The sequence below is a fragment of the Neisseria weixii genome, assembly GCF_042658245.1.
In the GTDB taxonomy this organism is placed as follows: Bacteria; Pseudomonadota; Gammaproteobacteria; order Burkholderiales; family Neisseriaceae; genus Neisseria; species Neisseria weixii.
Genome location: NZ_JBHSPY010000029.1, coordinates 1 through 22,601, shown reverse-complemented (window position 1 = coordinate 22,601; position 22,601 = coordinate 1). Strand labels below are relative to the sequence as shown.

The following is a 22,601-nucleotide window of genomic DNA, read 5'->3' as shown; positions in this document are numbered from 1 at the left end:
TAAAGTAAACATTTAATCCTTTATTCCATGCCGTCTGAAACCTAAAACACACACCACGCTTATGGAACTCGATTTTACCTTAGGGCAATATCTGCTCATCGGCTTTTTAGGCATTATCGCCGGCATCATCAATATGATGGCGGGCGGTGGTTCAAACCTGATTTTGCCGGTGTTGATGGTATTCGGTGTGCCGGCCGATGTCGCCAACGGTACCAACCGCGTTGGCGTGTTGCTGCAATCCGTCTCCGGCACCTGCGGCTTCCATAAAGCGGGCAAGCTGCCTACCCAAGATTTGCGCGGCATTATGGTACCGATGATGTTCGGCGGCGTGGCCGGTGCATTGTTTGCTTCTTTTGCGCCCGTGGATGTGTTAAAGCCCCTGTTATTGCTGACCATGCTTGGCGTAGCGGCGGTCGTAGCGTTCAAACCCGGCCTGCTGCTGCACGAGCCGGGTACGCAGCCGATTCGGGTTGCCGACAAGCCCAATTCGCGTTACGCTTTGTTTCTAGTCGGCATGTATGGCGGCTTTGTGCAAGCAGCGGCAGGCTTTTTGCTGCTGCCCGCACTGGCCGGTTTGCTGAAATACGATTTGGTACGCGCCAATGCGTTAAAAGTCTGCTGCACTTTGGGCTTCACCGCCGTGGCCCTGGTAATTTTCGTGGCACGCGGCCAAGTGATGTGGGACGTGGGTTTGGTGCTGGCCTTATCCAGTGCCTTAGGCGCACGTTTGGGTGTGAAAACCGCCATCAAGCTGCAACCCGAAACCCTGCGCAAAATCCTGTTTGCCATGACCTTGGCCGCCGTAGTGTCTGCCTTTTTGAAATAATTTTTCAGGCCGTCTGAAAACTTATGGCCGTTTCAAATAGAAATAAGACAAGGCGACAGCGACCGCCGTGTACACCCGGTACATAAGGAAACTGACCACGCCGGATGATTTTATTCGAAACGACTACTATCCACTTTCAGACGGCCTGTCAGGACATTCCGACATGAACACTGTAACCCTACTTTCCGCCGTCAAATTCGATAAAAAAGGCTTGGTGTGCGCCATCGCGCAAGATTGGCAAAGCGGCCGCGTGTTGATGGTGGCGTGGATGAATGCCGAAGCGGTCGCCAAAACCGCCGAAACCGGTTTTGCCCACTATTACAGCCGCAGCCGTCAAAAACAATGGATGAAGGGCGAAGAATCCGGCCATACGCAAAAAGTACACGAGCTGCGTTTGGATTGCGACGGCGATGCGATTGTGATGCTGATTGAACAACACGGCGGCATTGCCTGCCATACCGGCCGCGAAAGCTGTTTCTACCAAAAATGGGACGGCGTTCAATGGCAAACCGTTGATGACGTATTAAAAGATGAAAACGAGATTTACGGCCGCGGACATGCTTAATCTCATGCCACAGACGCTTGAAGCTTTTCAGGCCGTCTGAAAAAATTCAGACAGCCCCCTTTTCCCAGCAAACGGAATCCTTATGAGCAATAATGTATTAAGCGAAATTCAAAGTGTGATTGACTCGCGCAAAGGGCAAAACCCGGAAGAATCTTATGTCGCCCAGCTTTTGCACAAAGGCGAAGAAAAAATCCTGAAAAAAGTCATCGAAGAAGCAGGCGAAGTGTTGATGGCCTCGAAAGACGGCGAAGCGGAACACTTGATTTACGAAACCGCCGATTTGTGGTTTCACAGCATGGTTTTGCTGGCGCACCACGGTTTGCGTGTCGAAGATGTGATTGCCGAACTTGCGCGCCGTCAAGGTTTGTCGGGATTGGTGGAAAAAGCCGCTCGCACAGACCACTGAAACTGTATTACAATCAGCCCTATTCGATTTCATGCCGTCTGAAAGCCCAGGCGGCCATATTGGAGTGACACCGTGAGCGACTGCATTTTCTGTAAAATCGTGGATAAGCAAATCCCCTCCGCCAGCGTCTATGAAGATGCCGATATGTTGTGCTTCAAAGACATCAACCCGTCGGCCCCCGTGCATCTGCTGCTGATTCCCAAAGTGCATTTCGACTCGTTGGCACATGCCCAAGCCGAGCATGAAACGCTACTGGGCAAAATGATGCTGAAAGTGCCGCAAATCGCACAAGAAGCGGGCTTGACCAACGGCTTCAAAACCTTAATCAACACCGGCAAAGACGGCGGACAGGAAGTGTTCCACCTGCACATCCACATCATGGGCACACCGGCCTGATTATCGACACTACCGAATTTAACCATTTAAAAAATCAAAGGAATTTACCATGGGCAGCTTTTCTATCTGGCACTGGATCATCGTATTGGTCATCGTGGTTTTGGTGTTTGGCACTAAAAAATTACGCAATGTCGGCAAAGACTTGGGCGGCGCGGTGCACGACTTTAAAAAAGGCCTGAACGAAGGCGACGAAAAAGCCACCAAAGACGAAGTCATCGAACACAAAAAAGAAGAAGACAAAGTCTAATCCATGTTTGATTTCGGTTTAAGCGAACTCCTGCTGATCGGCGTCATTGCGCTGATTGTGCTGGGGCCAGAACGTCTGCCCAAAGCTGCGCGCACGGCCGGCCAATTGGTCGGCAAACTGCAGCGTTTGGTCAGCAACGTCAAGCAAGAACTCAGCGTGCAAGTCGAGCTGGAAGAGCTGCGCAAGGCCAAGCAGGAATTTGAATCGGCAGCGGATCAATTACGCAATGAAATAAAGGAAGTCGGCAACGAAGCCCAAAGCAGTCTGAATAGCATTTCAGACGGCCTCAAGCCTTGGGAGCGACTGCCTGAACAACGTGTACCTAACGATTTCAAAGTTGATGAAAACGGCATTTTGCTGCCCGAAATTAAAGATGACAAAGCAAATCCAAACGCCGGATCGGTCGAGATTCTGGACGAAAACGGCCAGCCGATTGCCCCTCCTGCAACTGACATTGCGCAAGCCGTGCAAAACGACGAAGCATATGATGCCGAACAATTATGGCGCGATTACCTGACTTCGGCCAACACGTCATATCAAGCGCCGGAAGTCAGCTATGTCGAAACCACGCCTACCTATTCCCTTGGCATGCACACCGCCACTCTGCGCAAGCAGAGCATGCAGCGTAAACGCGATATGCGTCCGAAATTCCGAGCCAAACCGAAACTTCGTGTCCGTAAAAAGTGAGTAAACGGTGTCTGATACGCCCATCCAACCATCCGAACCTACGACCCAGCCTTTAATCGAGCACCTGCTTGAGCTGCGCCGCCGCCTGATGTGGATCATCATCGGCCTGTTGGTCTGTTTTTTAGCGCTGATGCCGTTTTCGCAAACCCTGTATTCGTTTGTCGCTCAGCCGCTGATGGCCAGCTTACCTAAAGACACCAGTATGATTGCTACTGATGTGATTGCACCGTTTTTCGTGCCGGTGAAAGTTACCTTGATGGCGGCTTTTTTGGTATCGCTGCCGCATACGCTGTACCAGGTTTGGGCATTTGTCGCACCGGCACTGTATCAAAATGAAAAACGTTTGATTACGCCCTTGGTGTTGTCGAGCTTTATCCTGTTTTTTGTCGGCATGGCCTTTGCCTATTACTTGGTGTTTCCGGTGATTTTCCAATTTCTGGCCAGCGTGACGCCTGCCGGCGTCAATATGGCGACCGACATCGACAAATATTTATCGTTTATTCTCGGCATGTTTGTGGCTTTCGGCACCACGTTTGAGGTGCCGGTGGTGGTGGTCTTATCGGCGCGCATGGGCATTGTCGATACGGTGCAACTCAAACTCGCGCGCCCTTATGTGATTGTCGGCGCGTTTGTGATTGCCGCCATCATCACGCCGCCTGATGTGATTTCGCAGATTCTGCTCGCCATACCGCTGATTATTCTGTATGAAGCGGGTATTTGGTTCAGCCGTTTTACCAAACCGATTGGACGCGAAAGCTCAGACGACGAAGCGCAACCACCTGCCCAAGTTTGAGGGATCGTTAATGTTGATTGATAGGCCGCCTGAAAGCAAACCACGGAACTTTCAGACGGCCTTTTACGGTCTGATGGCAGGTTGATGACAGATTGCCTGCTGTTTTAAAGTGATAGAGACATGAAAAATTCTGCGAAACATTGGTCTTATTACACCGCTTCCATCAGCTTGATTGCGCTGATTATCATCTGCATTGCTTGGGAATTATGGATTGCGCCGCTGCGCCCGGGCGGCTCGTGGCTGGCCTTAAAAACCCTGCCCTTATGTTTGCCGCTGACCGGCGTTTTGAAAGGTAAAGTTTATACTTATCAATACAGCTGCATGCTGATTTTGATTTATTTTGCCGAAGCATTTATGCGGATTTTTGATGCCGTACCGGCCAGTCGCGTATGCGCGGCCTTGGCAGCAGCATGCTGCGTGGTGTTTTTTATCAGCTGCCTGCTTTTTATTAAAGAGGCGCAACGAAAGGTGGTGGCTTGATGTATCAGCGTTTTTCAGACGGCCTGCGCAGTGAGTGGCATACCCGCCTGCTGCCGGTGTGGCTGGCGTTTTTGTGGATCGGCATTGCGCCGTTTGTATCACTTTACCGTGTCGGACCTTTATCCAGTTTTTATCTGGAAGCCGCTTCGCTGTTGGGTGCGGTGGTGTTCGTATTGGCGACAGCATGCTACGGTTTGCTCAATGTGCGCCTTCCTACCGCCGGCGTGGCTTTTTTGGTATTGGCCGCCTTTTGGTGGCTGCAAGCGCGTGTACTGGATTTAACCTATCCCGGCATGAACGACATGGTAGTGTGGACGTTTGTGATTCTGGCCTTGGCCGCATGGGCGGTGCGCGGATGGGTGGCGGAATACGGACAAGAACACATTGTTACCGTGTTCGCATGGTCACTTTTGTTCGGCGCATTGATTCAGGCAACCATCGCGTTTATGCAGTTTAAAGGCTGGGCAGGCGCAGAAATGTTCAAAGGCATTTTGGCTTATGGTGGCGGCAACAATGTCAGCGGCCAACTCGGCCAACGCAACCATCTCGGCCATTATCTGATGTGGGGCGTGTTGTGCGCGGCTTATTTGTGGGCAATGCGCAAAATGCCGAACTGGCTGGGCGTGGCGTTGGTAATATTGCTCACCGGCATTCTCGGTTTGGTCAACTCACGCACCATTCTCGCTTATGTCATCGGCGTGGGCATATTGCTGCCGTTTTGGCGTGTAGCAGCCGGGCGCGAAGCCAACCGCTTGCTCGGCATTATCGCATTTGCACTCGCCTGTGTGGTATTGTTCCAATTTTCCATGGGCATGTTGCTCGAATTCTTCAGCAACGCCAATTACGAAACAGCAATCGAACGCTCAGGCAACAGCGGCTTTGAAGGTTCTGCCCGTGAAATCGAATGGCGCAAGGCTTGGATTGCGTTCCAATCTGCACCCTGGCTTGGTCATGGTTGGAATAGTTATGCTTTACAAGGCTTCTTAGTGCATGCCGAACTCAAACACTACGGCAACAATATCCTCGGCGTTTTATTCACTCATTCACACAATATCATCATGCAACTCTTGGCCGAAGTCGGCCTCATCGGAACCTTGCTGGCGGCATTGGGCTTACTGGCAGCCGTTTGGCGCATGCTGGTTCGTCCGTATCACGCTGCTTCATTGTTGCTCCTGGCTTTGATGACGGTATCCCTGTGTCACAGCATGCTGGAATACCCGCTTTGGTATATTTATTTTCTGGTGCCGTTCGGCCTGATGATTTCGCTGTCGCCTGCGCGTTATCAAGATATTTCAGACAGACCTGTCACAGCCAAACGCCGCAATTATGTGGGCGGCTTAACGGCCATTTTAATGATTGGCGGCATCTTGAATCTGGGCTGGGCTTACACCGATTTGGTTGATTACAGTCGCCTACCGAAAACCGAAGCCGCGACTGAAGCCGGCCGTAAAATCGCTGGGCTCCAACGTATTGCCGAGCAACAACCGATGCTGCGCTACTACGCTGAATTGAGCCTGACCCGCCGCGCCGATCCGACCGACCCGGTGATTCAGCCTTGGGCGGAGCAAGCCGCACTGAATGCCCTGACCTACCGCCCTTACGCCAATGCCCATCAAGTCGGCCTTTACCGCTACCGCAAAGGCGAAACCCAAACAGGCGAACAATGGATGCAGGCCATGTATTATTACTTTCCGTACATGATGCCGTTTTACGAAAGCAAAATCCGTGCACACCAAGCATTCGAGCCATTGCTGCCGGCACTTTTATCGGCCTGCCAAACCTTTCAAGCAGACCCCAAACACAGTACCGCCAAACCTTGCAGCAAAGCAAGATAATCGGCATTTCCCCATTTCAGACGGCCTATTATTTCCAATAGGCCGTCTGAAATGTAAAGGCCTTTACATTCATTGCAAAAAAGCGCAAAAGCATAGAAAAAGAAGCTATCAACATTAATGCAATGCGTGTTAAGATAAGTGCTATTCTTGATTCACTGCTTTTGTTAATAACCAAATAAAGGCAGCGCATACAACCACCGAAAAGGAATTCTCATGAGCCGCGTACTATTGGTAGATGACGACGCTTTATTGACCGAACTGTTAACCGAATATCTGACCGCCGAAGGCCTGAACGTACACAGCGTTCCCGATGGAGAAGCAGGCGTACAAGAAATCTTATCGGGTCAATACGATGTGGTCGTATTGGATTCCATGATGCCGAAAATGAACGGCTTGGATGTTTTGAAAAACGTCCGCACCCAAAGCACCGTACCGGTGATTATGTTGACTGCCAAGGGGGACGACATCGACCGCATCATTGGTTTGGAAATGGGTGCAGACGATTATGTGCCGAAACCTTGCACTCCACGTGAATTGTTGGCACGCATCAATGCCATTCTGCGCCGCGCACAAAACAATGCCGAGCAAAGCAACACGCCAAACAGCATTGCCGTGAGCGATGTGGTTCTTTATCCGGCCAAACGCCAAGCCTCCATCAAAGACACACCTTTGGAATTGACCAGCACCGAATTCAACCTGTTGGAAGTGTTGATGCGCCATGCCGGTCAAGTGGTGAGCAAAGAAACTTTATCTGTAGAAGCTTTAGACCGCAAACTGGCCAAATTCGACCGCAGTATCGACGTGCATATTTCAAGCATCCGCCACAAATTGGGGGATGCATCGCTGATTCAAACTGTGCGTGGTTTGGGCTACTTGTTTGTTAAAAACTAAGATTCAGTCCCATGAAACTGTTTCAACGCATATTCGCCACATTTTGCGCAGTCATTATCTGCGCAATCTTTGTGGCGAGTTTTTCATTTTGGCTGATGCAAAACACCTTGGCCGAAAACCAGTTTAACCAACGCCGCGGCATAGAAACGACGTTGATGAACAGTATCGTCTCCGCGTTCCGTTCACGCGGAGACATCGGTGCGCGCGAGATTTTGGCAGAATGGGAAGACAGCCCGGTTTCCAATGGCGTTTTTGTCATTCTCGGTGACAACAAACGCGATATTCTCGACCGCGACATCGATGCCAAAATGATTGAACGCGCCCGCGCCTTCGCCATCAACAATCCAAAATCAGATTTGGCACACATCGAGTACGACCGCTTCGGCGAAGAATATCTCTTCTTCGTGCGCGGTTGGGAAAACCAACAGGCGCAACGTCTGCCAAGCCCGTTATTTATTCCCGGCTTGCCGTTACCGCCGATTTGGCACGAATTTATTATCCTTTCCTTCATCATTTTGGTCGGTTTGCTCACCGCTTACATTTTGGCAGCCAACATCACCAAGCCTATCCGTATTTTAGGCAAGGGCATGAATCGTGTGGCCAACGGCGATTTGGAAACCCGTATTTCGCAACAGGTTGACGACCGTGACGACGAATTGTCGCACTTGGCACAGCAATTCGACAAAATGGCGGAAAAACTGCAAAAGCTGGTTGCCAAAGAGCGCCACCTGCTGCACCACGTTTCCCACGAAATGCGTTCGCCATTGGCGCGTATGCAGGCGATTGTCGGCCTCATTCAAGCACAGCCGCAAAAGCAGGATCAATATCTGAAACGCCTGGAAGGCGAATTAACGCGCATGGATGCCTTAGTGGGCGAGCTGCTCACTTTGTCTCGCTTGGAAACGTCGAACATGCCGCTGGAAAAGGAAAACCTGAAGCTGATACCATTCTTAAGCAACCTGGTCGACGACAGCCAAAGCGTGGCGCAACAAAACCATCAGTCGGTAACCTTGCAGATTCAGGGGAAAATACCCGAAACCGCCGCTGTTTCGGCCAATGAAAGCTATTTATACCGCGCGTTTGACAACGTGATTCGCAATGCCATGAATTACAGCCCTGAAGGCAGCGACATCAAAGTCCACATCGGCCAAGACAGTAAAAACTGGATTGTGGATATTACCGACAACGGTCCCGGCGTAGATGAAATGCAATTGCCGCATATTTTCACCGCATTTTACCGCGCCGACTCCAGCGCCAGCAAACCGGGCACCGGTCTAGGCTTGGCTTTGGCCAAACACATTGTCGAGCAACACAACGGTAAAATCATCGCTGAAAATGTCAAACCCAACGGCTTGAACATGCGGTTCATTTTCCCGAAAAGCAAACCTTCCGGCGAAAAAGAAAAAAACGCTGCGGCGGTATGACTCATCAAGGCCGTCTGAAAATACCTGTGTTTTCAGACGGCCTTTTTCATTAAAGCAATCATTCCGAACGAAAGAAGCACCATGAATACACAGCCCATGCCCGGCTATTTTTTCATGCCGCAACACATTATCTTGGTTGGCGCGAGCGAACGTCCGCATACTTTGGGCGAACGCATCCTAACCGCACTTCTCGGTTCTTCATTCCAAGGTGACATCACGCCGGTAAATTTGCGCCACAAAACCGTGGCCGGTTTGCCTGCCTACCCGAATTTAAACAAAATCGACAGCCAAGCCGATTTGGTGATTGCCGTCACCCCGCCCGACAGCTACGAAACACTGTTTAAAGCCTGCCGTAAAAAGCAGCTTCACCACCTGATTTTGATTCAAGATTGGGAAAGCCTCAGCGAAGAAGATTGGCAAACCGCCCGCCAAGCGATTCAAAAGCATCACGGTCAGGAATTAAACATCAGCGTGTGCAGTCCTGCCGGCATTCAATTGCCCACTCAAGGGCTGAATACCGGCGTTTTGCCTGATTTTCCGGCCGGCCATGTCGCGCTGCTGACCGGCCAAGCTTCAGTGAGCAGTGAAATTGATGTCATGCTGCGCCGCATGCAGCAAGGCGTTTCGCGTCACATCAGCCTGAATTACGACCTTAGTCCCACATCTGCCGCCGACTGGATCAACCGCTTCGGCCACAACCGCCACACGCGTATCGCCGTGGTGCATCACAATCCTGCCGAAAACCAGCGCAAATTGTTCAGCGCCATCCGTCACTTTACCCGCCATACGCCGATGATTGTCCACTGCACTCATGCCGTGGACGATACCGAACGCGCGATCCTCGAAAGCCTAAGCCGCCATTGCAATTTCTTACTGACGCTCAACCATAACGAACTGTCTGCCGCGCTACGCGCCCGTTTGTCCGACATCAAGCCGAGTAACCAGCTCACCGCGCTGGGCAACACACCGATTGGCTGGCTGCAGCCGATTGCCGCAGAAATGGGCATCCAATTAACTCTGCCGTCTGAAAAATCCAATCTGCAAAATGGTTATCTGGGCAGCATGCCCACCGCCGCACATTACCGCAGCATGGCTGCGCAGCAATTGCAGCAAAACCATACCCAATCCCTGCTCGCTGTGATTGCGCCGAGCGCCGACCAAAATGAAACCGCCATCGCCAAAATGCTGAATCATCTGACCAAACAAACCGGCAAGCCTTTACTTGTCAGTAGTCATGTTTCAGACGGCCTACTACATTTCCCCACCCCCGAACAAGCCTTGCAAACCTTATATTTACGCAATATCGCCGCCCGTTTACAGCAAGTGCAGCACGAAATCGCACCGGCAAAATCAGGCCGTCTTAAAAACATTGACAGCCAAGCCGTTACCGCCGCAAAAGACAATTCCAAACGCTTGGCGGCCGCGCTTCACCTACCTACTTATCAAAATGGCAACACTTATCCGTTGGTTAAATTGACATTCAGACGGCATCCACAATACGGCACCATCATCAGTGCTGCCGACTTAAACCGCACCATCGCCATATTGCCGCCATTTACCACGCTCGATACCGCACGTCTTTTGCGTTTTGCCGATTTAAACCGTTATCAAGATGCCATCGAACAGTTTGTCCACAGCATGAATACCCTAGTGCAGAATCCCGAACTGTTTAATGTTAATGGTGAAATTATTCTGAATATCAGCAGCAATCAAATCAGCACCGATGTCAGATGGCCCGCACTACCTACGTCTCCATCTCATAAAAACAGTAAGCCGTCTGAAAAAACCATTGAACAACCAAGCCAACCGACTGCCGATGGTTTCAACCACCGCATGCAGGCTGCTGCCGAATTTCTGCGCTACAGTAATGCCCGTGCCAGTGAATTTATCCGCACCACCAGCGAAGCGGCGGCTGAATTTTGGCATCAAAAAAACAACACCGGCAAACCCAAACCGGTAGAAAACGTGCTCGCCCCTTATCCGACGGATTATCCGAGCGAAATTCGTCTGAAAAACGGACAAACCGTATCGGTTCGCCCGTTTGAACCTGAAGATGCCGAAGCCAAACAGCAATTTATCCGCCGACTCTCACCCCAATCGCGCTACACCCGCTTCATGACCCGCACCAACGAACTGCCTCAGCCCACACTTGCCCGTTTCAGCAAGCTCGATTACCACAGCGAAGGCGCATGGATTGCCAAAAATTCAGACGGCCTGATTGTCGCCGTCAGCCGCTTCAGCCGCCTGACCCGCGATGAGTGCGAATTCGGCATTACTCTTTCCGAAGACATGCGCGGCAGCGGTTTGGCTCATAAAATGATGCAACTGATTATCCGATTAGCAACACAACAAGGCTACCAAAGCATGAGCGCGACAATCTTAAAAGAAAACACCGCCATGCTGAAATTGGCCGAAAAATCAGGCTTTAGCCTGATGGAATCAGAGCAGGACAAAAATCTTTACCAAGCCAAACTCAACCTTTTATCGGCCGAAGAAAAAAGCAAGGAGAAGTTTAGGCAATAAACACTTGCCTAAACACCACAAACTGACCTAAAATAAACAGTTTCTATATCTCCGAATTTATCAAAAGGACTCAAAAATGGTAGTTATCCGTTTGGCTCGCAGTGGCTCTAAACACCGCCCTTTCTACAACATCGTAGTTGCTGATTCGCGCAACCGTCGCGACGGCCGCTTCATTGAGCGCGTTGGCTTCTACAACCCGGTTGCCAACGAAAAACAAGAACGCCTACGCTTGGCTACTGACCGCCTGAACCACTGGATCGGTCAAGGTGCACAAGTGAGCGAAGCCGTTGCCAAGTTGGTTAAAGAGCAAAAAGCTGCTGCTTAATCAACCGTATATTGCCATGACAGACATGCAACAATGGGTAGCCATGGGCTACATTAAAGGCATATTCGGCATTAAAGGCTGGCTTAAAATCGCCGCCAACACCGAGTATACCGACAGTCTGCTTGACTACCCACAATGGCAGTTACGCAAAGACGGCGACATACTAACCGTCTCCGTCGAAGCCGGCAAAGTTGTCGGCGATGAATTACAGGTAAAATTCGAAGGTATCAATGACCGCGACCAAGCTTTTTTGCTGCGCGGCTATACCATTGAAATTCCCCGCTCCGAATTTGCCCCTGCCGAAGAAGACGAATTCTATTGGGCAGATTTAGTGGGCATGACCGTTATCAACCAAGAAGGCTTGACGTTAGGTACTGTCAAAAATCTGATGGAAACCGGTGCCAACGATGTGTTGGTGATTCATGGCGAATACGGTCAAAAGCTGATTCCGTTTGTGTCGCAATACATTGAAAAAGTGGATACCGAGCAGCAAACCATCAATGTTGACTGGGGCTTGGATTACTGATGTTGATTCAAAGCATCACCCTGTTTCCGGAAATGTTCGACAGTATTACCGAATACGGCGTGACCGGACGGGCAAGAAAGCAGAATTTTTGGCAATTTAAAGCCATTAATCCGCGCCAATTTTCCGACAACAAACTCGGCTACATCGATGACCGCCCTTTCGGCGGCGGCCCCGGCATGATTATGCAGGCGCCTCCGTTGCAAGCCGCGATTGATGAAGCGAAAAAAAACACCACTGGTAACAGCAAAGTCATTTACCTTAGTCCGCAGGGCACATTGTTCAACCATCAAAAATCAGTTGAATTAGCGCAAGCGGAGAGCCTTATTTTATTGTGTGGCCGCTATGAAGGCATTGACGAACGCTTGCTGCAGCACAGCGTTGACGAAGAAATCAGCATGGGCGATTTCGTCGTTTCCGGTGGAGAATTGCCGGCGATGATGCTGATGGACGCGGTATTAAGATTGATACCCGGCGTATTGGGCGATATTCAGTCTGCCGAGCAAGATTCCTTTTCAGACGGCCTGTTAGACTGCCCGCATTACACCAAACCTTTAGAATTTCAAGGTATGACCGTACCGGATGTTTTACGTTCGGGCAACCATGGATTGATTGCCGAGTGGCGGTTGAAACAATCGCTGCAACGCACTTTAGCGCGCAGACCGGATCTTCTGGAAAAGCGCAGTTTAATCCCAAAGGAAACCCGCCTCTTACAAGAAATCTTGGCAGAGCAACGGGAAATCCAATCATAATCTAGGAAAAACAATGAACCTGATTCAACAATTAGAGCAAGAAGAAATCGCTCGTTTGAACAAAGAAATCCCTGAATTTGCACCGGGCGACACCGTAGTCGTATCTGTACGTGTGGTAGAGGGTACCCGTAGCCGTCTGCAGGCTTACGAAGGCGTGGTAATCGCCCGTCGTAACCGTGGCCTGAACAGCAACTTCATCGTACGCAAAATCTCTAGCGGCGAAGGCGTTGAGCGTACTTTCCAACTGTACTCTCCAAACGTTGAAAAAATCGAAGTGAAACGCCGTGGTGACGTTCGCCGCGCGAAACTGTACTACTTGCGTGGCCTGACTGGTAAAGCAGCCCGTATTAAAGAAAAATTGCCTGCCCGCAAAGGTTAATTTACCCGATTTGAACCCGCTTTTCATAAGCGGGTTTTTTATTGCCTGCTTCATCCTATTCCATCTCTAACTTCCCCTGAGTTTTAAAAAGATATATATAGCGGTTTCGATACCAGGCAGCAAGTCGAAGACGGTACAAGTAGTACGGCAAGGCGCAGCAACGCCGTAGCGAAAGTTAATCCGCTATAGTCGATTTAGAAAAATCGAAATCCTATATTTTTCCAAAATTTCACACCTTACTTTTTAAGAATTCTTCGACTTAGAACCAATAACCAAAAGCATAAAATATCTCAAAAAATCCGGCCCAATTGTTGGCAATTTTACAGAAAACCGTTAATTTGTTATAATTGTTAATTATTTTCTCAAAAAAGCAATTTAACTGCTTTGGTTAAGTTGTTTCTTACTCTCGCTTTTTCTGTTTACAGAAAGCCGTCTGAAATTTCCATCGCTGTTCCTGATGCGATACTGATATGGAGAAGTTAATGAGTTTTCACTCGCTCATCCACAATAAATCCTCTTTCAATCCGATCGTGATTGTCACCACATTAATTTTTGTTGTTCTATTACTGATCGGCACACTCGCTTTTCCGGCGGGCATGCAAAATACGCTCAATTTTCTGAAAGAAGGCATTTTCCAGCACTTTAGCTGGTTTTATATTTTAACCTTTTCGATTTTTCTGTTTTTTCTAATCTTCCTTGCCATCAGTAACCTTGGCAGCATCAAACTGGGCACCGACGAAGAAGAGCCTGAATTTTCATTCATGTCGTGGCTGTCTATGCTGTTTGCTGCGGGTATGGGTGTTGGTTTGATGTTTTTCGGTGTAGCAGAACCTTTGTCACACTATGCCGACCCCATCAGTAATGGCCAAGCAGAATCCGCCATGCTGCACACCTTCTTCCACTGGGGCATTCATGCTTGGGCGATTTATGGCGTAATTGCTTTGGCACTGGCCTACTTTGGCTTCCGCTATAAATTGCCATTGGCCTTGCGCTCTTGCTTTTATCCGATTTTAAAAGACAAAATCAATGGCCGCTTGGGCGATGCCATTGAAGTGATGGCGCTGATTGCTACGCTGTTCGGTATTATTACTACTTTGGGTTTTGGTGCCGTTCAATTAGGTTCCGGTTTACAGCAAATCGGCTGGGTATCGGAAAACAGCTTCAGCATGCAAGTCATCATAATTATCACAGTGATGACGCTGGCCGTGGCTTCAGCCGTTTCAGGCGTGGGTAAAGGTGTAAAAATTCTGAGCGAATCCAATTTGATATTAGCCGCACTGTTGATGTTGTTCGTATTGTTTACCGGCCCTACTTTGCACTTATTGGGCGCATTCAGTAACAACTTGGGCAACTATCTGAGTAATTTGGTCGAGCTGAGCTTCAAAACCTATGTATACGAAACCAATAATACTGCTTGGTTCAACGGCTGGACCGTGCTTTACTGGGCATGGTGGTGTTCATGGGCACCGTTTGTCGGCCTGTTTATCGCCCGCATTTCACGCGGACGCACCATTCGCGAATTTATTTTCGGCGTATTGGTAATTCCAAGCTTGTATTGCGTGTTGTGGTTTACCATCTTTGGTAACAGCGCAATCTGGCTGGATACCAACGTGGCCAACGGTGCTTTGGCCGGCCTGACTTCCTCACCGGAAAAATTGCTGTTTGCCTTCTTAGATTACCTACCGTTGCCAACATTGAGCAGCATCGTCGCCTTGATTGTCATTTCTTTGTTCTTCATTACCTCTGCCGACTCCGGCATTTATGTGTTGAACAGCATTGCATCACGCGATAAAAGCATGGCTTCACCAAAATGGCAGGCCATTATGTGGGGGATTTTGATGTCGGCGATTGCCATTGCCCTACTCAACTCAGGCGGCATGAGCGTGTTACAAACCATGACCCTGATTACTGCCTTGCCGTTTGCATTTTTGATGATTCTGATGGCCTTCAGCTTGTGGAAAGCCTTGGAAGCCGACCAAAAATACTTTAACGCCGTGGTTACCCCGACCAGCAGCTACTGGACAGGCGAGCGTTGGAAAGAGCGTTTGCAAACCATGCTCAACCAATCTCAAAAATCGGATATTCACAGCTTCATGAAATACACCGCCCTGCCGGCCATGCGTGAACTGAGTATGGAAATGAACAAAGGCTACGGCCTGACTGTCCAAGTCAACACCGAAGCACTTAACGATGAAGAGCCGTCGATTGAATTGGTAATTGAAAAATCGACCATGCGCAATTTCGTATACGGCATCAAATCCGTGCGTTACGACATTGCCGAGCAGCTGGTACAAGAAAGCAACCTGCCGCATATTCGTAACAACATCACTTACGCACCCGTTACTTATTTTTCAGACGGCCGAACCGGCTACGATGTGCAATACATGAGCCGCGAGGAGCTGATTGCCGACATTCTGAAAAACTACGAACGTTACTTAAGCCTGATGGAAGACGTAGGACAAGAAATCATGTCGCACGAGCAAACCGAATTGGCTGAATAACATTTAAAATCAACAGGCCGTCTGAAAGATAATCTTTCAGACGGCCTTTTCTTTATTTCAACCTATCAAGCCAAAATCTTGCCCACAATCTCGCCCACGTCTTTCGATAAATCATCCTGCGCTTGAATACGTTGCAATTGTGCAGTCATTAAAGTGCGGCGGTGAGGTTCGAGTTTGCGGCAGATATTGAACGCCTGTACCAAACGCGCGGCCACTTGCGGATTGAAGCGGTCGATTTCCATCACTTTATCCGCTACGAATACGTAACCGCTGCCGTTTTCCGCATGGAAATGCGGTACATTGCGGCTGAAACTGCCCAGCAATGAGCGTGCTTTATTCGGGTTTTCCAAGCTGAATTTCGGGTGGTTTAAGGCCGTCTGAACTTGCGCCAACGTATCGCTGCGGTGGCTGGCGCCAATCAGGATAAAGTATTTGTCCATCACCAGCGCGTCATCGGCGTAACGTTCGGCAAAGCGGTCGAGCAAGGTGTTGCGGCCTTCGTATTCCAAATGGTTTACCGTATTCAACACACTGATTTCATGGGTCATATTCGGCGAAAGCTGCTCGTAGCGTGTGATGTAATATTGCAAACGTGCGCAGGTAGATGCTTCGTGACCGGCACGCTGTCCGCATTCGTAATTGCCCACTTGTATGGTTAGGTGACGCTCGACCCGGATGGCCAACAGGCGAACTGCCGCCAGCAGCGCACGCACACCGGCCAATTCCGGATGATATTCATACGGTGCTTCAACGCCGCTTTCGGCTTCTTGCGCCAACGCCCATTCGCGCGTTTCAACCAACTCGTTGATACAGGCTTCGGCCAGCGCATTCAGCAAAGCTTCGCGCGCCTGGTGGTAATGCAACGGGTTAATGTTGTCGTCACCATCCCACAATTCACTTTCAGACGGCATATGCAGCAACACGGCTTTAAACGCGGCATCCAAATCGGGATTGGTCAACACCTGTTTCACCGCCTCAATCAAACCCGTATGTTGCGGCAAAGCCCCGCCCGACCGAATCGCCGCCAAATTGACGGCAACAGCGCGTGAATACAGCGTTTGCGCGGCTTCCCAACGGCTGAATTCGTCGGAATCGTGTGCCAACAGTAAGGCCAAGTCGGCATCGCGATACGGATAATTCAGATGCACCGGCGCTGAGAAACCGCGCAGCAATGAGGGTACCACGGCTTCGTTCACACCGCCCAACACAAATTCCTGCTCCGCCTCGGTCAACAGCAACACCGCTTCACTCACGCGCCCGCCCTGATACTCAAATTCAACCGCCTCGCCGTGTTGGTTGAGCAAACCGACTTTTACCGGCATCATCATCGGCTTTTTCTCGGCAGCCGGCATATCGGGTGTGGCCGGAATGCTTTGTTTGATGTGCAACACAAAATCATTGTTGTTCAGACGGCCTGTGATGTCTAAAGTCGGCGTACCGGCTTGGCTGTACCACAAGGCAAATTGGTCGAGGTTGATTTCATTGGCATCGGCCATTGCATGGCGGAAATCATCGCAGGTCACGGCTTGGCCGTCGTGGCGTTTGAAATAGAGCTCCATACCTTTTTGGAAGCCCTCTTCGCCCAGCAGCGTGTGATACATGCGCACCACTTCCGCGCCTTTTTCATACACGGTCATGGTGTAGAAATTATTCATTTCCTCATAACTGGCCGGGCGCACCGGATGCGCGGTCGGGCCGGCATCTTCGGGGAATTGGTGTTGGCGCAGCATACGCACATTGTCAATTCGGCGCACGGCACGGCTGGCACGGTCGCCGGAAAACTCTTGGTCGCGGAACACGGTCAAGCCTTCTTTGAGCGACAATTGGAACCAATCGCGGCAAGTTACGCGGTTACCCGTCCAGTTGTGGAAATATTCATGGCCGATAACGGCTTCAATGCCTTCAAAATCAGTGTCGGTGGCAGTGCGGCTGTCAGCCAGCACATATTTGGTGTTAAAGATATTCAAGCCCTTGTTTTCCATCGCGCCCATATTGAAATCGCCCACAGCCACGACCATGTAGATATCCAAGTCGTATTCCAAGCCGAAGCGCGTTTCGTCCCACGCCATTGAGTTTTTCAACGCTTCCACCGCGAAGGATACTTTACCTTTATCCGCCTCCGTAGTGTAAAACTCAATCGCCACTTCCCGGCCGCTTTGGGTGGTAAACGTGTCGGCAGTCAAGGCCAAATCGCCGGCTACCAGCGCAAACAGATAGCTCGGCTTGGCAAAAGGATCAATCCATTTCACCCAATGGCGGCCGTCTGAATACATGCCGCTGTCGACCTTATTGCCGTTGGACAGCAACACCGGATAGCGTTTTTTATCCGCCACGATGGTGGTGGTGAATTTCGACATCACATCCGGACGGTCAGGATAAAAGGTAATCTTGCGGAACCCCTCCGGCTCGCATTGGGTGAACAGATTGCCGCCGCTGGCATACAAGCCCATCAGCGATTTGTTTTCAGACGGCACAATGCGCGTTTCCACCTCCACCACAAAGCTTTCAGACGGCATTTGCACCACGGTCAGCTTGTCATCGGCCAGCACATAATCCACCGCTTCACCGTCAATTTCAAACGACAGCAATTCCGCCGAACCGTCCAACACCAACGGCGCATCTACCGCCAAAGGCTCGATAATCAAACGCGATTTAACGCGCGTGTCGTGTTCGTTGATGTCGAAATGCAAATCGGTTTTGCGAACCGAAAACGCCGGCACGGCATAGTCTTTTAAATAATGTACGGTTTTGCTCATGGCAACCGGCCTTCACAATCGAAAAAAAACAATTGTTAATATGGGTTTAAGACGGCTTGAATTCAAGTGTCTTGAGCCAACAAAGGCCGTCTGAAAACATATTTTCAGACGGCCTTCGATAATTATCACCGATTAAAACATCCTAAATTCAAACGGTTTCGGATTGGCTTCGTTCAAATCCATATCGAAGCCGTCCACCGTAATCGCGATTTTCACCAAGCAGCGGGCTTCGCGGACTTGGTCGTCTTGTTCGGCGGGAATCAAGCCTTTTTCTACCGCCTCGCTGATTTTTGCAGACGGCTTTTCGGCGGTGAGCCGGCCTTTGGCTTCGGCTTTACGCAAAGCTTGTTCCAGCTTGGACGTTTGGCGCACCGCTTCCATCGCCGGTTTCAACACGGCCAAAGGCTCATCGGCCTTTTCAACGTCGCCTTGCGGATGGAAACGGAAGCGGGTCAAGCGCTCGAGTGTTTCGCCGTGTTGCTGCATATCGGCAGCCACTTGATGCACCAGCTTGTCTTTCGGTGCGCTTTCTCGCTTACCCAATGGGAACATCACTACGTGTAAGAGCAAAGCGGCGCAGCGGTTCGGCAGGTTTTGCACCAAGCCGGACAAGGCTTGTTCTGCTTCATACAAGGCCAAGCGTACGGCGTATTCGGCAATGGGCAAATCGGCTTCACGGCTGCCTTCGCGCTCAAAGCGTTTAAACAGGCCGAAGCGATGTAGAGATTGGAAAACGCATCTGCCAGGCGGCCGGAAAGGCTCTCACGGCGTTTCAAATCACCGCCCAAGCTCAACATGGCGACATCAGCCGCAAAGGCAAACGCCGCGCTCAAACGGTTGAGCCGTTTGTAGGCAAAAGCCAACGGGCTTTTCGGTGCGTAGCCGCCGCCGTGGGTAAGGCCGAACACAAAGCTGCGGGCAGCATTGGATGCGCTTTGGCCTAAGTGTTGTTGGAATGCCCGGCCAAACGCGTTCACATCGTCTTTTTGCAACGCGTTGATTTTGGTCAACACATGATGATGGCAGCGGAATGCGCCCTGCCCGAAATCATCAGGCAGCGGGCCAAAATGTTGGCGCCTTCCGCCGTGATGCCGATCGGCACGGCGTTGTACATCGAAGCCAGATAGTTGCGCGGCCCGCCGACCACGGCGCGTCCGCCGTGAATATCCATGGCATCATTCATCACTTTGCGCAGGCGTTCGGTATTATTGAATTTCACCATCGCCGAAATGACCGATGGGTTCTCACCCAAATCCAAGCCGGTCAAAGCCAGATCTTGCGTGGCTTCCATTTGGTAAGTGTGGCCGCCGATGAGTGCCAGCGCGTCGGCCACTCCTTCGAATTTACCGATCGGTAAACCGAATTGCCGGCGGATGCCGGCCCATGCGGAAGTTGTCCATGCCGCGTGTTTGGCGTTGCCCACCGATTGCGGCGGCAGCGAAATGCAGCGGCCGACAGACAAACATTCCATCAACATACGCCAGCCCTGACCGGCGTAATCACGGCCGCCGATAATCCATTCCAACGGGAAGAAAATGTCTTTGCCCCACACCGGCCCGTTCCAAAACGGCGTTTCATTCGGGTAATGGCGGCATTGGTGATGCAAACCTTCCATCACGGTCGGCAACAATGCGCAGGTGATGCCGATGTCTTCTTTACCGCCGAGCAAGCCTTCGGGATCACGCAATTTGAAGGCCAAACCAATCACAGTCGCAATCGGCGCCATGGTAATCCAGCGTTTTTCAAAGCTCACGCGCACACCCAATACGTTTTCATGATGCGAGCCGCCGCGCGGATCGGTATAGCTGCCGTAACACACGAAACCGGTATCCGGAATCGCGCCCGCGTCCGAACCTGCCCACGGGCCGGTCAGAGCAAAACACGGCATATCGATGCCCTTCGCCAAGCGCGGCAGGTAGTAGTCTTTCTGCTCGTCGGTGCCGTAGTGCTGAATCAGTTCGGCAGGCCCTAAAAAATTGGGCAGCATAATCATATAAGCGGCGGCCGGGCGGCGGCTGGCGATTTTGTTCTCTACTTTGGCATGGGCGTAATGCGAGAATTGTTTGCCGCCGTATTTTTTGTCGATAATCATGGCGATAAAGCCCTGATCTTTCACATATTGCCACACTTCCGGCGGCAAATCTTTATCGTGATGGATAAAGCGCCAATCATTGAGCATTTGGCACAGGATTTCGGTTTCATTATCGATAAAGGATTGTTCTTCTTCGGTTAATTCCGGGTCGCGAAAGCCGGATAATTTGCGCCAATCCGGTTTGCCGTTGAAAATTTCCGCGTCCCACCACACCGTGCCTGCATCAATGGCTGCCTGCTCGGTGGCCGACAATGGCGGCAAAATGTTTTTAAAAAGCTTAAATGCCGGACGGCTGACAAATTTCATCCGCAGCGATGCCACACCCGACAGCGCACACACCGCCAGCCACGGCAATGCAAACCACCATGCGAACACGCCCGTGAGCAAACCGAACACGCCCACAGCGACCCACAGCCACAACGGTGCGCTGAAAAAGGCCAATGCGGCCAAACAAACTATTGCGATGATTGTGCCTAACATCGTTTCTCCTTTATTGATTTTCTCTGTATTTTTTATCGAGGCCGTCTGAAAATAAACTTAGCTTTCAGACGGCCTGAGGGCTTTGTAAAACTCCTTTTAAAGCCGGTACATATAAAACCGCCGTCATTCCCGCGTAGGCGGGAATCCGTTTCCGGGCATGACAAACTATTGAATAAAATAGGTTTCTTAAATTTTAAGATGGATTCCCACCTACGCGGGAATGACGGCGGTTTTGGTTTTTATTAATGATTCATCAGTTTTGCAAAGGTCTCGGCCCGCATTAGCCGCCGCGCAAATTATCCAACAGCCGCTGCACCGTGGCTTTGAGCATAATCACGCTTTCGGGTGTCAGCCCATGCAGCATTTTGGCTTCAAACGCCTCTGCTTCTTTCATGCAGCGGGCGAACACCTCGCGGCCGGTGTCGGTCAATTCAATCAGCACCATGCGGCCGTGATTCGGATCGTTACGCTTGGTCACCCAATTGTGTTGCACCATGGTATTCACAATCTGATTGGCAGCCTGAGGCGAAATGAAAGAGCGTGCGGCCAGCGCGGCGTTGGCCGTGGCACCGCGCCGCTGAAGATTCGACAGCATGGTAAATTGCGGCAAGCTCACGCCCAATGGTTTTAAAGCTTCGCTCAACTGCTGGTTGACTAGGCGGTCAAGGCGGCCGATGTTGTAGCTGACGGTCGGTTGGCCGGCGGTGTCTTCCCAATATTCATTCTTCATAGCCGTGACTCCGGAATCCTGTGTTTCAAAGCCCGTATGTTACTGCTTTTCAGACGGCCTTTCTATGCCGAAGGCCGTCTGAAAACAGGCAGGGTGATTAAGCTTTGGTATCTTGTGTTTTCTTAAAGCGCAACACCAAGACAAGCGCGCTGACAAAGGCCACGCCAATCACCGGAATGGCGGCGCTGATCACGGCCGGTCCGGATTGTCCCGCGCCCAAAATCAAGCCTGCCAAAATCGGACCGGCAAACGAACCGGCACGGCCGACTGCCACCGCGGCACCCACGCCCGTGCCGCGGATGGCAGCCGGATAAAACATACCGGCCAATGCGTAGAGCGTGCCTTGTCCGCCGATGATGAACATACCGCAAGCCAAAGTCGCGGCGATGATGCTGCCCAATTCGCTGCCGTACGAGAGCGCATACAGCGCGGTCGGCATGCCGGCATAAATCAACATCACCACGGCTTTAATATTGAGCTTGTCCAAAAACAGACCCAACACCAGCGTGCCGATGACGCCGCCGACGTTAAAGCCGATTTGCACATAGTTGATTTCTTCGCGGCTGAAATTTTGGTTGGCAAACAGCGTCGGCAGCCAATTGAGCAACACATACAGCACAATCAGCGTACAGAAAAAGCTCACCCACAATTGCAGCGTGCCGAAAATACGCCCTTCGCCGAACAAAATATGGCTGATGGAAAAGCTGCGCTGCTCGGCTTCGAGTTTGCTTTGCAGATAGGCTTTCGATTCCGGCAACCACATCCAAATAATCGGCACCAACAGCAGCGGCGCGAAACCGCCGACGTAGAAAATCGATTCCCAGCCGAATTGCTTGGTCATCGAAATCGCCACCAGCGAAGTGATGATGCCGCCGGCCGGTACGCCGCAATACATATAGCAAATAAACATATTCTCCGATACAATTCCCCCATGGCCTATTCAGAAGACTTCAAACAACCCGTACTCAAAAAACTCCGTCAAGGATGGAC

Annotated in this window: 21 protein-coding genes and 1 pseudogene; 17 read left to right on the top strand and 5 right to left on the bottom strand. The window is 50.8% G+C overall.

What is annotated here, in order from left to right:
- Positions 1 to 61 precede the first annotated feature (61 nt).
- The 17 genes from ACFPVS_RS11170 (at position 62) to ACFPVS_RS11090 (ending at position 15,553) form a co-directional block, all read left to right on the top strand.
- Positions 62 to 826: a sulfite exporter TauE/SafE family protein gene (locus ACFPVS_RS11170; protein ID WP_096295841.1), complete on the top strand. Its 765-nt coding sequence runs from the start codon at positions 62 to 64 to the stop codon at positions 824 to 826.
- A gap of 163 nt (positions 827 to 989) precedes the next feature.
- Positions 990 to 1,391 (top strand): phosphoribosyl-AMP cyclohydrolase, encoded by a 402-nt coding sequence (gene hisI / locus ACFPVS_RS11165; RefSeq protein WP_096295842.1) that lies wholly within the window; start codon positions 990 to 992, stop codon positions 1,389 to 1,391.
- Positions 1,392 to 1,473: 82 nt separating this feature from the next.
- Positions 1,474 to 1,797 (top strand): phosphoribosyl-ATP diphosphatase, encoded by a 324-nt coding sequence (locus tag ACFPVS_RS11160; protein ID WP_123804610.1) that lies wholly within the window; start codon positions 1,474 to 1,476, stop codon positions 1,795 to 1,797.
- Positions 1,798 to 1,869: 72 nt separating this feature from the next.
- Positions 1,870 to 2,193 (top strand): histidine triad nucleotide-binding protein, encoded by a 324-nt coding sequence (locus ACFPVS_RS11155; RefSeq protein WP_096295843.1) that lies wholly within the window; start codon positions 1,870 to 1,872, stop codon positions 2,191 to 2,193.
- 49 nt (positions 2,194 to 2,242) lie between these two features.
- Positions 2,243 to 2,440, top strand: coding sequence for a Sec-independent protein translocase subunit TatA (tatA, locus tag ACFPVS_RS11150; protein ID WP_096295844.1), 198 nt, complete (start codon positions 2,243 to 2,245; stop codon positions 2,438 to 2,440).
- A 3-nt stretch (positions 2,441 to 2,443) separates the two neighbouring features.
- Entirely contained in the window at positions 2,444 to 3,127 is a 684-nt protein-coding gene (gene tatB / locus ACFPVS_RS11145) for a Sec-independent protein translocase protein TatB (protein ID WP_096295845.1), read from the top strand.
- A 7-nt stretch (positions 3,128 to 3,134) separates the two neighbouring features.
- On the top strand, positions 3,135 to 3,920 hold the full coding sequence (gene tatC / locus ACFPVS_RS11140) for a twin-arginine translocase subunit TatC (RefSeq protein WP_096295846.1): 786 nt from the start codon (positions 3,135 to 3,137) through the stop codon (positions 3,918 to 3,920).
- A gap of 120 nt (positions 3,921 to 4,040) precedes the next feature.
- Positions 4,041 to 4,400, top strand: coding sequence for a DUF2069 domain-containing protein (locus ACFPVS_RS11135; protein WP_096295847.1), 360 nt, complete (start codon positions 4,041 to 4,043; stop codon positions 4,398 to 4,400).
- Positions 4,400 to 6,235 (top strand): PglL family O-oligosaccharyltransferase, encoded by a 1,836-nt coding sequence (locus tag ACFPVS_RS11130; protein ID WP_096295848.1) that lies wholly within the window; start codon positions 4,400 to 4,402, stop codon positions 6,233 to 6,235. Before ACFPVS_RS11135 ends, ACFPVS_RS11130 begins: the two co-directional genes overlap by 1 nt.
- 213 nt (positions 6,236 to 6,448) lie before the next feature.
- The gene (misR, locus tag ACFPVS_RS11125) at positions 6,449 to 7,126 is read left to right on the top strand and encodes a two-component system response regulator MisR (protein WP_096295849.1); all 678 of its coding nucleotides are present in this window, start codon (positions 6,449 to 6,451) and stop codon (positions 7,124 to 7,126) included.
- Between the two features lie 11 nt (positions 7,127 to 7,137).
- Positions 7,138 to 8,550 carry a HAMP domain-containing sensor histidine kinase gene (locus ACFPVS_RS11120; RefSeq protein ID WP_096295850.1) on the top strand — a complete coding sequence of 471 codons (1,413 nt, stop codon included), beginning with the start codon at positions 7,138 to 7,140 and terminating at the stop codon, positions 8,548 to 8,550.
- Positions 8,551 to 8,631: 81 nt separating this feature from the next.
- Positions 8,632 to 11,073: a bifunctional acetate--CoA ligase family protein/GNAT family N-acetyltransferase gene (locus ACFPVS_RS11115; protein WP_096295851.1), complete on the top strand. Its 2,442-nt coding sequence runs from the start codon at positions 8,632 to 8,634 to the stop codon at positions 11,071 to 11,073.
- Between the two features lie 76 nt (positions 11,074 to 11,149).
- The gene (gene rpsP / locus ACFPVS_RS11110) at positions 11,150 to 11,398 is read left to right on the top strand and encodes a 30S ribosomal protein S16 (protein ID WP_096295852.1); all 249 of its coding nucleotides are present in this window, start codon (positions 11,150 to 11,152) and stop codon (positions 11,396 to 11,398) included.
- Between the two features lie 16 nt (positions 11,399 to 11,414).
- On the top strand, positions 11,415 to 11,924 hold the full coding sequence (gene rimM, locus ACFPVS_RS11105; RefSeq protein WP_096295853.1) for a ribosome maturation factor RimM: 510 nt from the start codon (positions 11,415 to 11,417) through the stop codon (positions 11,922 to 11,924).
- A complete protein-coding gene (trmD, locus tag ACFPVS_RS11100) occupies positions 11,924 to 12,673 on the top strand; it encodes a tRNA (guanosine(37)-N1)-methyltransferase TrmD (RefSeq protein ID WP_096295854.1) in 750 nt (249 codons plus the stop codon). The genes rimM and trmD overlap by 1 nt, the downstream gene beginning before the upstream one ends.
- Before the next feature lie 13 nt (positions 12,674 to 12,686).
- On the top strand, positions 12,687 to 13,052 hold the full coding sequence (gene rplS, locus ACFPVS_RS11095) for a 50S ribosomal protein L19 (RefSeq protein WP_095503711.1): 366 nt from the start codon (positions 12,687 to 12,689) through the stop codon (positions 13,050 to 13,052).
- Positions 13,053 to 13,534: 482 nt separating this feature from the next.
- A complete protein-coding gene (locus ACFPVS_RS11090; RefSeq protein ID WP_096295855.1) occupies positions 13,535 to 15,553 on the top strand; it encodes a BCCT family transporter in 2,019 nt (672 codons plus the stop codon).
- 65 nt (positions 15,554 to 15,618) lie between these two features.
- Here the strand turns inward: ACFPVS_RS11090 and pepN are convergent, their stop codons facing one another.
- The 5 genes and pseudogenes from pepN to ACFPVS_RS11065 form a co-directional block, all read right to left on the bottom strand.
- Complete coding sequence (gene pepN / locus ACFPVS_RS11085; protein ID WP_096295856.1) at positions 15,619 to 18,309, bottom strand: aminopeptidase N; 2,691 nt, start codon at positions 18,307 to 18,309, stop codon at positions 15,619 to 15,621.
- A 132-nt stretch (positions 18,310 to 18,441) separates the two neighbouring features.
- Positions 18,442 to 19,286 (bottom strand): annotated as a pseudogene (locus tag ACFPVS_RS11080) (DUF1974 domain-containing protein).
- A gap of 29 nt (positions 19,287 to 19,315) precedes the next feature.
- Positions 19,316 to 20,881: an acyl-CoA dehydrogenase gene (locus ACFPVS_RS11075; protein WP_232507442.1), complete on the bottom strand. Its 1,566-nt coding sequence runs from the start codon at positions 20,879 to 20,881 to the stop codon at positions 19,316 to 19,318.
- 280 nt (positions 20,882 to 21,161) lie between these two features.
- Complete coding sequence (locus ACFPVS_RS11070; RefSeq protein ID WP_096295857.1) at positions 21,162 to 21,611, bottom strand: MarR family winged helix-turn-helix transcriptional regulator; 450 nt, start codon at positions 21,609 to 21,611, stop codon at positions 21,162 to 21,164.
- Positions 21,612 to 21,708: 97 nt separating this feature from the next.
- Positions 21,709 to 22,521: an MFS transporter gene (locus ACFPVS_RS11065; protein WP_096295858.1), complete on the bottom strand. Its 813-nt coding sequence runs from the start codon at positions 22,519 to 22,521 to the stop codon at positions 21,709 to 21,711.
- Between the last annotated feature and the right edge of the window lie 80 nt (positions 22,522 to 22,601).